A 14,227-nucleotide genomic window follows, 5' to 3' on the forward strand; every position below is an offset into this window, starting at 1 on the left:
GGACGCCATGATCCCACGGAAATTCGACCGGCCGGCGCTGGAGGCGATGCTCTCCGAGCTCCGCCCGAGACTGCACCGCTACTGCGCCCGCATGGCGGGCTCGGTGATCGATGGCGAGGACATCGTGCAGGAGACGCTGCTGAAGGCGCTGCAGGCGGTCGACGGCAGCATGGCGGTCGAGCGGCCGCAGCAATGGCTTTTTCGCATCGCCCACAATGCCGCGCAGGACCATCTGCGGCGGCGCCATCGGGAAAGGTCGCGCATGGCCGAGACCGACATGACCACGATCGAGGATCCCTCCGGCAATGCCGACGCACGGGTCGCCGCGGCGGCTGGCTTGCGCAGCTTCATGCAGCTTTCGGTCGCGCAGCGCGGCGCCGTGATCCTGGTCGACGTGCTTGGCCTTTCGCTGCACGAGACCTGCGAAGTGACCGGCGCAACGCTGGCCGCGACCAAGGCGGCGCTGCATCGCGGGCGGGCGCAGCTGCGCATGCTGGCAGCGGAGCCCGAACACGTCGCCACGCCCAGGCTCGACGTCGATGACGAACGGCGGCTGCGCCGTTACGTCGACCTGTTCAACGCGCGTGACTTCGACGCGGTCAGGGCGCTGATCGCCGAGGATATCCAGCTCGAAGTCGTCAACCGCCTCCGCGTGCGCGGCAAGGCCGAAGTGTCGACCTATTTCGGCAATTACGACCGCGTAACCGACTGGGCGCTGTCGCTGGGCTTCGTCGACGGCCGGCCGGCAATCCTGATCCGCAACCCCGGCGAGCCGGACGGCGCCGTGCGCGGCTTCATGCTGGTCGAATGGCGGGATGAGCAGATCGTCCGGATCCGCGACTTCCGCTACGCGTCTTGGTGCCTGGCCGACGCGGAGATCAGCGTGATGGAGGGGTGAGGGGAGGGCTGGAAATGGTACGGAGATGGCGTACGAAAGCGACGTGGCCAAGGTTGCGCCGCCGGCTGCCCTATTTATCGAGCTGGCATCTGGCACAGCCTGCGGTCGCGGGTGGAACCTTCCGCCGTGACCCGGAGGCGACTTCCCTGGTGGAGCTTTGAATGACCGCTTTGCGCCGCATGTCGGTCACAAAAACTGCTTTTCCAGCTTCTTGGAAGCGGACATTGCAGGATCCATCACCAACGTCGTACTCGCGCGCCGTCAACGGCGCCTCTACGAGCAGACCTCGTTCATCGTTACCAACCTGACCTTCGGGGAATGGCCCTTGGTCTTCGGTGACGCCAAGATGACCACCGCGCTCCTCGACCGGCTCACTCACCACTGCGATATCGTCGAGACCGGCAACGAGAGCTGGCGCTTCAAGAACCGCGCCTGAACCCCAACCCGCTGAACCGCCCAGGTGCGCAGCCCCGAGCAGCCTCGACGGATCGGATCAGCTCACCGACCTTAAGGGGTCAATATTGTGATCCGGAAAATTCAAAGGTAAAAAGCGAGTATCGTCGACTTTGAAGCCATCGGTGAGGATACTCAAAACTTCGCCCCGTGCCATTCGGTATCGAGCTGTCGCGCCTTACTAGGGATACTCACATGGACAAAGCGACGACCATCATTGGAATAGACTGCAGCCCACGCGCGTCAAGTAACTCAGCGCGGATGCTCGGCGAGGTTCTTCGCTCGCTCGAGAGAGATCGGCGGGTGAAGGTCGTGGAACAGGTGCATCTGGCCGATGAGCGTATCGACTGTCTCGGGTGCGAGCAGTGTTATCAAACGTTCGGATACCACGGCGACGGGATCGATCGTGTTCTGTCACTCATGAAAGAGTCGGACGTGATTCTGATGGCTACTCCCACCTGCTTCGGAATGCCGCCGGCCCTGGGCGTCGTCTTGCTCGACAGATCGGATCCCCTGTGGCGCGACGGACAACAGCTCAAAGGAAAACTCGGAGCGGTCATCGTCAACGGCGCTACCGATCCCGCGGACGATCCGAGTGTGCGCCTATGCGCGGACAACATGATCAAGTTTTTCGAACAGCACGAGATGCCCTGCGTCCAGCCGGTCCATCTGGGGGGAACGCTCGCGTATCCCGAGCAACGGTTTCCGGACCCGCTCCCCGCCGGGACGATGGGCGTTCTCGAGCAAGTGGCTGACGAGATCCGGCAGTGGGTCGGGAGCAGGTGATACCGGCACATCTCTTGCTTCCTCGCGTGGTGAGACACGAGGGGCCCAAACATGACCAATCTTCCCACCCGACTTTCGGAACACCTGAGTCTCGGCCGGTTACCGCTTTGCGTCCTGAAATCGCAAGAGCTCCTCGTGCTCGGCGCGGGTATTCAATCGGCGGTGGAGCAACTATCTTCTCAGCCCGATACCGCATGTCCGTTCGGAGTGTACGGTAGGCAGGGAAGTAAACGGGTGTCACCGGCGGAATTACTCGCCCCAGGTGCCGACGAATGGCGGGCCGGGCCGATCGAGTTCGAGCGCCTCGCCGATGATCACGCGGCGCCGTTGTCGTATCCTACGAACGGCCCCTTTCTCTTCACGGTCGAAACGGAGCCGGTGGCGCTTCTCGCTCGGCACGACGATGACGAGCACCCGTTTCTTCTGCGGTTCGAAATCGCCTGTCGTTCCGTTGATCACGCGGACCGAATCCTCGCGCAACGTTGCCGAAAAGACCGGTAGACGTTCTTTCCGGGACCGCTCTACATTTTGGCGTCGAGTCGACTGCAACCCACCTGTATCCACGCTCGTCGAGCAATCTGCCGATCACCTGGCCGCCCCCCCGAACCCGGCAATGATGAATGTCCGGACACGGCGGACTGAAGCAACGCAGCATTTTCCCCTTTGAGGCGAAGTAATTCTCAACTATGGTTCGCCAGGCTTTTGGCATAGGGGGATATTGCCGATGGTTTTATCACGCAGGGATGTCGTGCTCGGCGGCCTGGCGCTGGTCGCGGTGGGTGCAACCAGCAATATTGCCCAAGCCGCGGCGGCAAAATCCTTTTTCGCCGGTACCGCCAGCGACAACAATTTTGTCTATCGCAAGACGAACTTCGCCAAGATCGACAAGAGATGGCATCGCCAGATCGTCAAGTATTTCAGCAGCGAGCCGGTCGGCACCGTCGTGGTCGATACCCGCCACCACTTCCTCTACGTCATCATGGAAAACAAGACCGCCATCCGCTACGGCGTCGGCGTCGGCAAGGACGGCTTCAAATGGTACGGCCGCGCGACGATCGACCGCCGCGCGCTGTGGCCGCAATGGGTCCCGCCCCCCGAAATGCGTAAGCGCAGGCCGGACCTACCGCACATGGTCGCAGGCGGCGCGTCCAACAATCCGCTAGGGCCGCGCGCGCTCTATCTGCACCGCAACGGCACCGACACCGGCTACCGCCTGCATGGCACGCTGGAGCCATGGAGCATCGGCACCGACGCTTCCAGCGGCTGCATCCGCATGTTCCCGGAAGACATCATCGACCTCTACCAGCGCTGCCCGATCGGCACCGCGGTTGAGGTCCTGCCGCACATCGCCGACCAGGCGCCCGCTTCCACCACTGTTGAATGATTGGCGCATCATGAACTGCATGATTGAAAACACGCGCCGGGTGCTCGCCGCCGGCCTGCTGGTGCTGGTCGCATCCTGCTCGACCAGCAACACGCTGGCCCCTTCCACGCCCGACGTCACCAACGCCGAGATTGCCGGCTTCCAGAACGTGCAGCCGGGCAGCGAGGAGGACTTTATCCTCAATGTCGGCCGCCGCACCTATTTCACGCAAGGTTCGGCCGCGCTCGATTCTGTCGCCAAGGCCACCCTCGACACCCAGATCGCCTGGTTAGCAAAGCATCCGCGCTGGCTGCTCAAGCTGCAGGGTTTCGCCGACGATCCCGGCGCAAGTGAAACGGCGCTGTCGCAGCAGCGCGCCGATGCGGTGATGGACTACCTCGCCGCCGGCGGCATAGACCGCAACCGCATGTGGGCCAAGGGCTACGGCAAGGACAGGCTCGTCCGCGAGTGCCCCGACACCGCCTGCAGGTCGCAGAACCGCCGCGTTGTGTCTAATTTGCGCGATGTGAGGGACGAGCCCTAGAGGGCTGCTGTTCTGCTTGTGACCGAAGCAGAGTCTCACACGCGACGGCGGCATCTGCCCCGATGAGCCCAATGCAGCTTGTATGACTCGAAGCTAATATGCTATTCTACATGATGCGCGGACTGCTGGCACTTACTATGCTGGTATTGGCGGCTACAAGGGTAGTCGCAGGTGAGCCGTTGTTCGACTCCATCGCTGCCGGCGACAAGAGTGCCGTGGAGCAAGCCTTGGCAGGCGGTGCCGACGTCGACAGCCGGGCACGCGACCAGGCAACGCTCCTCATCGCTGCCGCTCTCGACGATCAGCTTGCCATTGCGGAATTCCTGCTGAGCAAGGGCGCCGACGTCATGGCACGCAATTCCGGTGGGTTTACCCCCCTCCATGCGGCTGCCTTTTCTGGAAGCCTCCCGATCGCCAAGCTGTTGCTCGAGAAGGGGGCGGTGCTCGAAGACTCGGCTAACAAGTCTGGCGTCACGCCGTTGATAGTAGCGGGTGAGGAAAACCACGTTGAACTCGCAGAGTTCCTTATCGGCAAAGGCGCGGATGTGAACCATCCCGAAGCTCACGGCTACTGGCCGACCACCCGCGCGTTCTGGAAGGGCAATACCGACATCATAAAACTATTCAAACGGCATGGCGCGAAGTGCCAGGCGAAAGTCCTTGGCGAAGCGAACGCTGCGAAGTGCGAAGCTATCCACGATTGAACGGAGAACGCAAATGAACATATCGATCAGACTGGTTCGCAATTCGGCGTCGGCAGTCGTATGTGCGCTCACCTTGATGGCCGGTGCAGGCTCTGCCTTCGCCGACTCGGTGAATACCGGCTACTTCGGCGGCGTGGCGATCATGGGCTACGACACGGTCGCTTATTTCACCGATGGCAAGGCCGTGAAGGGTTCCGAAGATTTTTCCTATGAGTGGCTTGGCACGCCGTGGCACTTCGCCAGCAAGGAACACAAGGAAATGTTCATGAGCGAGCCGGCCAAATACGCTCCTCAATATGGTGGGTATTGCGCGGGTGAAGTCGCCAACAACGAATCTGTCACCGTCAATGTCGATCCGGAAGCGTTCAAGATCATCGATGGCAAGCTCTACCTGATCTACGACGAAGGGAACGCGGCCGCTTTTGCGGAAAATGCCGATGATCTTGTTCCGAAGGGCGATGCCAAATGGCCGGTCGTCGAAGCAAAGTTGGCAGTTGATGAGCCGGATTGGAACTTGATCAATAACCCCTGAGACTTGCGAGCTCAATTCACTGTCACGAAGTGAAACACCATACCTACATTGACATAAGAATACCCGTTGCCGGCGGCGTCCCTTCGTCTGTAGACGGGACCACAGATGGGGCGCCCAAACATATTTTCGCTCTGCTCACATAACAGGTCGCGATCGACGTAGACCCTCACCGTGATCATTCGTGTCATCGTGCGGAAGACTGCCGTGCCGTCCTGTTCGATCTGCATAATGGCTGGAAACCCGTCGGGTTCGAGGTTGCCTTTCAAGGTCTTGCCAACAACAAGAGATGCGATTTCCGCGCCGTTCAACCGGTCCTGTTCATCCGCGGTGAAGCCGAACGGCCATTTGGGCAGTCCTGCCTGGCGTAGGGCGTCGATGATCGGTGCCAAATCTTCAGCGTTGCGAAGATGGGCATAGTGATTCCGAAACGCTTCCAACGACCGCAGTCGAGCCAAGGATTCGGTCCTCGCCACCAGCCGGAGGCCGTCCGCAATCGCCGCTTTGGCGTCCTCTAAGCGGCCGGCGCGGGCATAGGCCGCTGCGAGCAGAATCCTAAGGCTGCCCGCCTCTGGAGCATCGTCGCGAGCGCGCTCGAGAGTCTCGACGGCTTTCCTGGTGTCCCCGAGCAAAAGCAAGACAACCCCGACAACCTCCCGGTCTATCGGAGCCAGATTGGGATCAAGCTTCAATGCCGTCTCGACGGCTAATGCCGCTTTGTTATGATTGCCGGCTAACAGCTGGATATAACTAACGGCAATTTGCGTCGCAGCGTCTCCGGAGCCTAATGCGACAGCACGCTCCGCCGAGGTGACCGCATCTTCATAGCGGCGATCCATGACCTGCATCATTCCGAGAACGGCGTAGGGCGATGAAAACTTCGAATCGAGCTCCAAAGCACGGCTTGCCTTCTCATATGCTCTCTTTCGCGCAAGCGCGCTCTGAATGATATCATCGGAGGCAGTGCGCCAAAGATAGACACTCAGCCGTGCGTCGGCGGCGAAGGCCTCGGCGAAGGTGGGGTCGAGCTTCTGCGCCTTCTCATAGAGCGCAAGCGCCTCGCGCAATCCGTCGCCTCGACCGGTGCGCGCCTCCCGCTCCGCACGCAGGTAGGTATCATAGGCTTCGAGATTTGCAGTCGGCGGGCGTGCCATTCGCTCGCTCTCGGCTGCCGAAGCTTGGACGCCGAGCGCCTTGGCGATTTCCCGGCTCATCTCGTCCTGGACTGCAAACACGTCCGCGATGCCGCGATTGAACCGATTAGCCCATAGATTGTCGCCAGTGGCGATATCGATGAGCTGCGCGTTGAGACGGATTTGATCGCCGGTGCGCCTGACGCTGCCGTCCACGACAAAGCGCACGCCAAGATCACGCCCAACATCTGCCAAAACGAGGGGTTTTCCTTTGTAGGCAAAGACGGAGTTACGGGCGATCACATCGAGACCGGAAAGCTTCGCAAGGTCGGTGATGAGGTCCTCGGTGATGCCGTCCGCAAAATAGTCCTGGCCGGAATCGCCGCTCAGGTTCGTAAACGGCAGTACCGCAATGGATGGTCGTTGAAGCGCGGAGGGCCTCTGCCAGGCAAAGATGCCTACAACCAAGGCGATCAACAGGACCGTCGCGATTCCTGCCAAAATCATGATCCAGGAGCCGGGGCGGTGTGGCGCGGCCACGATCTTCCCCGATTGTCCGGGATCTAGCAGGACCCGATAGACGCGAATCGGATCGGCGATGTTCTTGAGGCGCTGCTCTCCCAGACCGGCAAAGCCTACATCCACTTTGTGCGCTGCGTGATCGAACGCCGTGCCGGAGATGCAAATTCCGCCGGGCTCTGCGATCGCCTGCAGACGGGCGGCGATGTTTACACCGTCACCGTAGATATCGTCACCCTCAACGATGATATCACCGAGATTGACACCAATGCGAAACCGGATTTGTCGGGCTTCGGCGGTGCCTTTGTTGCGGTCGGCCATCCGGCGCTGGATCTCAGCAGCACACTGGACAGCATCGACGACGCTGGCGAACTCGACAAGCGCGCCGTCGCCCATGAGCTTGATCATGCGGCCGTGGTGCTTCTTGATCTCGGGGTCGATCAGTTCGCGACGGCAGCTCTTCAGTCCCTCGAGCGTGCCTACCTCGTCCTCGCCCATGAGGCGGCTGTAGCCAACCACGTCGGCAGCAAGTATTGCCGTAAGCCGTCGCTCCATACGTGCCGTGCGCCTTCCCTGGTCGGTCGAAGCGGCTTTGCCTTCAGCCTATTCTAGTCCTGCTTCGGACGCGAGTGTGCGCGACCGTGTTGTGGCTATAACTAGAGGATGGCCGCCGATTTTCGCCGCTGCAGCTCGGCAGCAGAAGCGCGTCGTAATTGGTGTCGAAGAAGAAGGGAATCGAAGCCGTGGTCAAAGTCGCCCGGCGGTGTGCCCGCCACAGCCCTTTTGATTGAGCTTGCGAAGGGGCGCGCCAGCCCTCTCCGCAAGCTTTCGGATCAGGCAGATCCAAACGCAATTGCCTGATGACAGCAAGTTATTAGTCGACACGCACGCGGCGCCTCACCTGGCCATTGCTTTCCCAGTATGTGTGTTTCTTGGCAATCAAGGGATCGTCCATTGCCGGTTGAATTTGTCCTGTGGTGCTGACCGCGCGCGAGGTCACCGTGTGTTCTCCAGGAGCGGGATTTGCCCAATCCAGGGACCAAATCCTCCAGGCGTGCTCGGCCTCCTCACTGTGGTCGATGGTCGCTGGTGCCCAAGGCCCTTGATCGATTTGCACTTCGACCCGGTCGATCGGCGCCCCCCAGGCTGCCCCAAGGACGCGGTAGTCCGAACCTTTCCGGGTAACCTTCGCAGGCGCGGACTTTATCAGCGCCCGCCCGACCGAAGTCTCGACCCATACGGTCTCGCCGTTGTGGTCTTCCTCCCGGATGGTGACATAGTCACGGGCCATCAGAAGGCTCATGAAGCGGGTGTCGCGAACCTCGATGCGCTTCAGCCATTTGACGTTGGCGATCCCGTACCAGCCTGGCGCAATGAGCCGCAGCGGAAAACCATTGGGCGCCGGCAAGGCGGCTCCGTTCATTTCATAGCAGAGGAGATTGCCGGGGTTCATCGCGTCGGCGAGCGACATGCTGCGCGCGAAGTTCTGCTGCATCTTGACGTCGCGTATCGCGACCTCGCCTGTGTCAGTACCGAAAAAGACGACCTCGATGCCGCCCTCCATAACGCCGGCCTCCTCGAGGATCGGGGCGAGTGGCGTCCCTGCCCAGCGGGCATTGCCGATGCCGCCGGTGAAAAAGGGAAACCCGTGATTGCCCGAGCATTCCACTGTGAAAACGACCTCCTGCCGCGGCCGCGCCTTGACGTCGGCGAGTGTCAATCTCAAGGGCTTCTTGACCAGGCCGCCGATCTCCACGGACCACGTCTTCTCGTCGATCGTTGGTCGATTGAAATGCGAGATGCTGAAAAACTTGTCGTTTGGCGTTATCCAGCTATCCAAATCCTCCCAGACGAGCTGCTTCTGGATACCTACCGGATCGGGATTTTCGGTCGGCTGATCCAGCCACGGAACAACTTCCTCGCTCGGCCGTGTTGGAAAAGCGTAAGCCCGACGCGAGGTATAGAGAACAGCAATTGCGGCAAGAGCCGCGCTTCCTTGAACAAGAAGTTCTCTGCGCTGAAAATCAGGCATGTTGTTTACCTCCCGGTTGATCCGGAACGGGCTGCAGCGTGCTTTAGGCCGTAGCCTGATCACGGATAGGCGACACAATGTGAGGTCTGCCCACCCGGAAGTATCCGGATAGGTCAGGCAATCACCGACGCAAGTCAAGCATGTGAAGCATTGGGCGAAACACTAGCTCGCATTTCGCACGCAAAGAGTGCGCCTTTGAGAAGGAAGTGTCCACAACCTGAACGGGACATGATGATGATTGCAGCATTCCAGACCGATTTTCTGCCAAATCGTTGCTGCTCGGATCGCTACCGAACGCCCGTTTCCGGGTCACTTCCGGACGTTCGCGATTGCGCCGGAAAGGCCCGTTCCGACCCAATTGCTGCCGTCCCGATGTCGGCCTCGCCATCTCCAGCGCGGATGTTCATCCCAAATTCGGCAAGAAACCGCGTTGGCTGCCGTCTCTTGTCGCGATCATTCTTGGCGCGACCGGTGGCGGCGCGGTCGCCGCGGGTGTATGATGATGGTCTAATATTTTGAGATCAGGGGGAGGACAGCATGACGTCTTGGGAGATCAGGGGGCGTGAACTCGTCAATTGCACTTGCGAATATGGCTGTGGCTGTCAATTCAATGCGCTGCCCGACAAGGGCCATTGCCATGCGGTGGCCGGCATCCAGATCGATGAAGGCCATCATGGCGAAACCGCTCTCGACGGCCTGCGGATCGCTGCGATCTTCAAATGGCCTGGCGCGGTCCACGAAGGCAATGGCGAATGCATCGCTTTCGTCGACGAGAACGCAACCGACCGGCAGCGTGACGCGCTGCTGCGCATCATGACCGGCCAGGACACCGACCCGTTCGCGACGATGTTCGCCGTTTACGCCTCAACCGTGACGAAAATGAACGAGCCGGTTTTCACCAAGATCGATCTCGACCTCGACATCGACGGCCGCAGGGGCCGCATCTTCGTTAAGGACTACATCGAAACCGTCGGCGAGCCGATCCGCAACAAGGTGACGGGCGCGGAGTCGCGCGCTCAGATCGTGTTGCCGGACGGCTTCGAATATGCGGTCGCCGAGATCGGTAGTGCCTCGAGCGCAACCAGCGGGCCGGTTCAAGTGAATACGAAGGACAGTTACGGCCAGTTCGCGCGGCTGCATCTCAACAATCACGGGGTGGTGCGAGCCTGACGCGCCGCATGGACGGGGCGTCGGCACTGGAACGCCTGCTTAGACGCGACCGCGTCATCACGATTGCGGGCGTAGTGGCGCTGTGCCTGCTGGCCTGGCTTTATATCGTCGCCGGGGCAGGGCTTGGCATGAATGCGTGGCAGATGACGAGGCTCGCGCTCTTCCCCCACCAGCAAACCGCAGACGTGGCCTCCGATATGTCTGGCATGGATATGTCCGGCATGGACATGTCTGGCATGGACATGAGCGGTATGGCCATGGCGACGGAACCGCGGGTCTGGGGGGCCGCGATCTGGGCGCTGATGATTGCGATGTGGTGGGTCATGATGGTCGCCATGATGTCCCCGAGTGCGGCGCCGACTATCCTGCTCTATGCCCGCGTGCATCGCCATGCGCTCGCACAGGGCCAGGTCCAGGACAAGCTCGCGCCCACCGGCGTATTCATGGCAGGTTACCTCATGGTCTGGCTGGGGTTCTCCATCGCGGCAGCCGCGCTGCACTGGCTGCTCGAACGCGAGGCATTCGTTTCCGCGGCGATGATGAGTTCGCAGAGCCGCTGGCTTTCAGGCATCGTCCTGATCGCCGCGGGCCTGTATCAGCTCTCGCCGCTCAAGAATGCCTGCCTGTCGCATTGCCGGACGCCGACGGCGTTCCTTGCCCGACACTGGCGCCCCCACACGTTTGGCGCGCTGCGTTTGGGCGCCCTGCACGGGGCGTTCTGTGTCGGATGCTGCTGGATGCTGATGGTGTTGTTGTTCGTGGGTGGCGTAATGAACCTGGTGTGGGTTGCCGCACTCGCCATTCTGGTGCTGGTTGAAAAGGCGTTTCCTGCCGGCCAGTGGGTCGGCCGGGCAGCCGGCATCGCCCTGATCGCCTGGGGCAGCGCAACGCTTTTGGTCTGACGACCAGGGGCCGCCCATGCGGGCTCTCAAACGCGTGGAGGAACTTTGAAACCTCGCATTCGTTTACCCGAATGTTGGGGATGGGAGGTTCCGCCGATGAATGTGAGCGACGAAAGGACCGTATCGCTCTGGGCGCCGACCGAAGTAGCGCCCGATGCGGGCCAGCTCGGGCAGAGCGAACAGGTCGATGTCGTCGTCGTCGGGTCTGGAATTGCCGGACTGTCGGTCGCGTACGAACTGGCCGCCGCCGGACAAAAGGTAGCTGTCGTCGATCGCGGCCGGATCGGCAGCGGCATGACGGCTCGCACCACTGCGCACCTGTCATCCGTCTGCGACGACTATTTTTCGGAACTGATCAAATTGCGCGGTGAGGACCTGGCGCGGATTTTTTATCAAAGCCAATCGGCTGCTATCGACCGTATCCAGTCAATCCAGGAGACGGAGAGTATCGCGTGCGATTTCCGGCGCCTCTACGGCTTTCTCTTTCCGGCTTCCGGCAGGCAGGCATCCGATATCAAGCGCGAGCTGGACGCGGCTCTGAAAATCGGGGTCGACGTCGAGAAGATCAGGGGCGTGCCGTTTGCGGGCTTTTCAGATGCGCAGGCCCTTCGATACGCCAATCAGGCGACCTTCCACCCGCTCAAATATCTCCGCGGGCTGGTCGCAGCCATCCGCGCGCGCGGCGGCGCGCTTTATGCCGATACCATCGTTGAAAAGGTCGAGGAGACTGACGGCGGCGTGCGCGTTACCACGGTTTCGGGCTTTACCGTGTCTGCCAAATCGGCCGTTGTCGCCACCAACTCGCCGATCAACGACCGGGTCGCCCTCCATACCAAGCAAGCGCCCTATCGGACCTACGCGATGTCGTTCGAGATCGCGCGCGATACCCTACCGGATGCGCTGTATTGGGACACTGAGGACCCTTATCACTACGTTCGGCTTCAGCCTGGCGAAGGCCGTACCGACTTCCTGATCGTCGGAGGTGAAGACCACAAAACAGGGCAGGCCGACGATGCCGGCGACCGCTTCGCGGCCCTGGCAGCCTGGACCAGAAGGCTGGTGCCCGATATCGGCGTGGAAACGAACCGATGGTCCGGGCAGGTGATGGAGACCGTCGATTATGCGGGGTTCATCGGCCGCAATCCTGGCAACAGCCGCGTCTTTGTGGCGACTGGGGATTCCGGCCAGGGCATCACCCATGGCGTCGTCGCCGGCCTGTTGATCTCAGACCTGATTCTGAAGGGCGAAAGCCCCTGGCGCGAGCTTTACGAGCCGTCGCGCAAGACGGCAGGAGCGATCGGCGACTACCTGGCGGAGAATGCGACTGCGATCAAGAGTTTTGCCGAGTATGTCGCGCCTGGCGAAATTGATTCCGCCGACAGACTGCGAGCGGGAGAAGGTGCCATCGTTCGCGAAGGGCTCAGCAAAATCGCCGCGTTTCGCGATGACGACGGCACGCTTTACAAGCGCTCGGCCGCATGCACGCATGTCGGCTGCCATGTCCACTGGAACTCCCTCGAGCGCTGCTGGGACTGCCCTTGCCACGGCTCGCATTTCGCTATTGACGGCACGGCTTTGAACGGGCCTGCGGTGTCGCCGTTGGCTTCGCTCGAGTAGGGCAGTAAGGCAGTAAGGCAGTAAGGCAGTGAGGCCAATTTCCGCACTCCCTTACTCCCCTACCTCCCTACACCGGCCAAGCCGCCTCACAATTCCTTTTCCGCCAGCTCGCGAAACGCGTCGGGAACCGATCGCGACAGTCCGAGCGCGACCGAGGCATAACCGACCGCCTCCCAGCCGAAACGGTCGCGGATCTTGTCGATGGCGCGGTCGGCGGTCCAGCGCGCCGCGCCCTTTCTGGTGCCGGGACGGCGGCGGTCGTCGTCGAGGCCGAGCGGCAGTTCCAGCTGCAGGGCCGATTGCTTCTCAAGATGCGAGACGGCGATCGCCAGCAGCGAGATGGTCTTTTCGTGCGGATGGTCGACAAGCACCTTGCGCACCAGCGCCTCGGCGATCTCGGCCAGCATGGCGGTTGCCGAAATCGGCTGGTCGAGCGTGATCGAGCGCGTCACCGAGCGCAGATCGGCGAAGCGGACGCGGACCGTCACGGTGCGGCCGGGCCGGGATTTCGCCCGCAGCCTGGTGGCGACCCTGTCGGCCAGATGCAGCAGCGCCGGCACGAAGACGTGTTCCTCGGCGGGCTTGCTGCCGAGCGCCGATTGCGCGCCGGCCGATCGTGCCCGGCGCTGCGTCTCTAGCTTGCGCGGATCGCGGTTCCAGGCCAGCGCGTTGAGCTTTTCGCCCGCCGCCGGGCCGAGCAGGCGCTCCAGCGACCAGCCCGGCGTCTTCGCCAGCTCGCCGATGGTGTTGACGCCGATGCCGGCCAGCCGCTCCCTGGTGACCGGGCCGACGCCCCACATCAGCTCGACCGGCAGATCGTGCAGGAATTCCAGCTCGTGGCTGGGATCGACGACCACCAGCCCGTCGGGCTTGGCCACTTGCGAGGCGATCTTGGCCAGATGCTTGGTGCGCGCCACGCCGACCGAGATCGGCAGGCCGAGCTCGGCCCGCACGCGGCGGCGGATCGTGCCGGCGATCTCGGCCGGCGGCCCGAACAGATGGGTGCAGCCGGCGACGTCGGCGAAGGCCTCGTCGATGGAAATCCGCTCGACGAGCGGCGTGAAATCGCCAAGCACCTTGATGGCTGCATCGCCCAGCAGCTGATAATCCTTGAAATGGCCGCCGACGAAAATCAGCCCCGGGCAGAGTTCCCGCGCGCGCCGCCCCGGCATGCCGCCACGCACGCCAAACGCCTTGGCCTCGTAAGACGCGGCCAGCACGACCCCGCCGCCGACGGCGATCGGCTTGCCGCGCAGGGCCGGGTCGAGCAGCTGTTCGACCGAGGCATAGAAGGCGTCCAGATCCGCGTGGAGGATGTTGGCTTCCATCCGGCCCGTTCGCCCGCGGCGGTTGGAACGCCGCATTGTCTTGAGGGTGGTTTTCCTACGGAACATAAAGAGAACAAATGGGGCGGATTGTCAAGGAGTGTGGAGGGCAATCGCTTCAGGTTTGCGCCGCCCGCCGACCTCTCAAGGCTTGGGTTCCTCGCCCCCCCCATAGGGGGGGGGGGGGCCCCCAACCGGGGTTGAGGAGGGGTCCCAAACCCCCCCCCCCCCCCAAAAAAAACCCCCCCGGGG

At 61.9% G+C, this 14,227-nt stretch carries 13 protein-coding genes and 1 pseudogene; 10 read left to right on the forward strand and 4 right to left on the reverse strand.

The window, feature by feature from the left end; genetic code table 11:
- Nucleotides 1-7 precede the first annotated feature (7 nt).
- The 3 genes and pseudogenes from NKH73_RS28600 to NKH73_RS28610 all read left to right on the forward strand — a co-directional run bounded on the left by NKH73_RS28600 (nucleotide 8) and on the right by NKH73_RS28610 (nucleotide 2,137).
- Entirely contained in the window at nucleotides 8-898 is an 891-nt protein-coding gene (locus NKH73_RS28600; RefSeq protein WP_352937937.1) for a sigma-70 family RNA polymerase sigma factor, read from the forward strand.
- A 268-nt stretch (nucleotides 899-1,166) separates the two neighbouring features.
- A pseudogene (locus NKH73_RS28605) lies at nucleotides 1,167-1,334 on the forward strand (ATP-binding protein); the annotation flags it as partial.
- Nucleotides 1,335-1,546: 212 nt separating this feature from the next.
- Entirely contained in the window at nucleotides 1,547-2,137 is a 591-nt protein-coding gene (locus NKH73_RS28610; protein WP_352937939.1) for a flavodoxin family protein, read from the forward strand.
- Between the two features lie 249 nt (nucleotides 2,138-2,386).
- Here NKH73_RS28610 and NKH73_RS28615 read toward each other — a convergent pair whose 3' ends face one another.
- Nucleotides 2,387-2,596: a hypothetical protein gene (locus NKH73_RS28615; protein WP_352937941.1), complete on the reverse strand. Its 210-nt coding sequence runs from the start codon at nucleotides 2,594-2,596 to the stop codon at nucleotides 2,387-2,389.
- Nucleotides 2,597-2,861: 265 nt separating this feature from the next.
- Between NKH73_RS28615 and NKH73_RS28620 the strand changes: the two genes are divergently transcribed.
- The 4 genes from NKH73_RS28620 (at nucleotide 2,862) to NKH73_RS28635 (ending at nucleotide 5,280) form a co-directional block, all read left to right on the forward strand.
- Nucleotides 2,862-3,521: a L,D-transpeptidase gene (locus NKH73_RS28620; RefSeq protein ID WP_352937943.1), complete on the forward strand. Its 660-nt coding sequence runs from the start codon at nucleotides 2,862-2,864 to the stop codon at nucleotides 3,519-3,521.
- Nucleotides 3,522-3,531: 10 nt separating this feature from the next.
- Nucleotides 3,532-4,044, forward strand: coding sequence for an OmpA family protein (locus tag NKH73_RS28625; RefSeq protein WP_352937945.1), 513 nt, complete (start codon nucleotides 3,532-3,534; stop codon nucleotides 4,042-4,044).
- 113 nt (nucleotides 4,045-4,157) lie between these two features.
- Entirely contained in the window at nucleotides 4,158-4,748 is a 591-nt protein-coding gene (locus NKH73_RS28630) for an ankyrin repeat domain-containing protein (RefSeq protein WP_352937958.1), read from the forward strand.
- 13 nt (nucleotides 4,749-4,761) lie between these two features.
- The gene (locus NKH73_RS28635; RefSeq protein WP_352937947.1) at nucleotides 4,762-5,280 is read left to right on the forward strand and encodes a YHS domain-containing (seleno)protein; all 519 of its coding nucleotides are present in this window, start codon (nucleotides 4,762-4,764) and stop codon (nucleotides 5,278-5,280) included.
- An 11-nt stretch (nucleotides 5,281-5,291) separates the two neighbouring features.
- On the opposite strand, the gene NKH73_RS28640 is transcribed toward NKH73_RS28635, so the two are convergent.
- Both NKH73_RS28640 and NKH73_RS28645 read right to left on the reverse strand, forming a co-directional pair.
- Entirely contained in the window at nucleotides 5,292-7,484 is a 2,193-nt protein-coding gene (locus NKH73_RS28640) for an adenylate/guanylate cyclase domain-containing protein (RefSeq protein ID WP_352937949.1), read from the reverse strand.
- Between the two features lie 319 nt (nucleotides 7,485-7,803).
- Entirely contained in the window at nucleotides 7,804-8,961 is a 1,158-nt protein-coding gene (locus NKH73_RS28645) for a sulfite oxidase (protein WP_352937951.1), read from the reverse strand.
- Nucleotides 8,962-9,498: 537 nt separating this feature from the next.
- Between NKH73_RS28645 and NKH73_RS28650 the strand changes: the two genes are divergently transcribed.
- The 3 genes from NKH73_RS28650 (at nucleotide 9,499) to NKH73_RS28660 (ending at nucleotide 12,650) form a co-directional block, all read left to right on the forward strand.
- Nucleotides 9,499-10,131 (forward strand): DUF1326 domain-containing protein, encoded by a 633-nt coding sequence (locus tag NKH73_RS28650; RefSeq protein WP_352937952.1) that lies wholly within the window; start codon nucleotides 9,499-9,501, stop codon nucleotides 10,129-10,131.
- Nucleotides 10,132-10,139: 8 nt separating this feature from the next.
- Complete coding sequence (locus tag NKH73_RS28655; protein WP_352937954.1) at nucleotides 10,140-11,033, forward strand: DUF2182 domain-containing protein; 894 nt, start codon at nucleotides 10,140-10,142, stop codon at nucleotides 11,031-11,033.
- A 96-nt stretch (nucleotides 11,034-11,129) separates the two neighbouring features.
- Entirely contained in the window at nucleotides 11,130-12,650 is a 1,521-nt protein-coding gene (locus NKH73_RS28660; protein ID WP_352937955.1) for an FAD-dependent oxidoreductase, read from the forward strand.
- A gap of 86 nt (nucleotides 12,651-12,736) precedes the next feature.
- Here the strand turns inward: NKH73_RS28660 and dinB are convergent, their stop codons facing one another.
- Nucleotides 12,737-13,978, reverse strand: coding sequence for a DNA polymerase IV (dinB, locus tag NKH73_RS28665; RefSeq protein WP_352937956.1), 1,242 nt, complete (start codon nucleotides 13,976-13,978; stop codon nucleotides 12,737-12,739).
- Between the last annotated feature and the right edge of the window lie 249 nt (nucleotides 13,979-14,227).

Origin of the sequence: Mesorhizobium sp. M0938 (genome assembly GCF_040319125.1) — a bacterium.
In the GTDB taxonomy this organism is placed as follows: Bacteria; Pseudomonadota; Alphaproteobacteria; order Rhizobiales; family Rhizobiaceae; genus Mesorhizobium; species Mesorhizobium robiniae.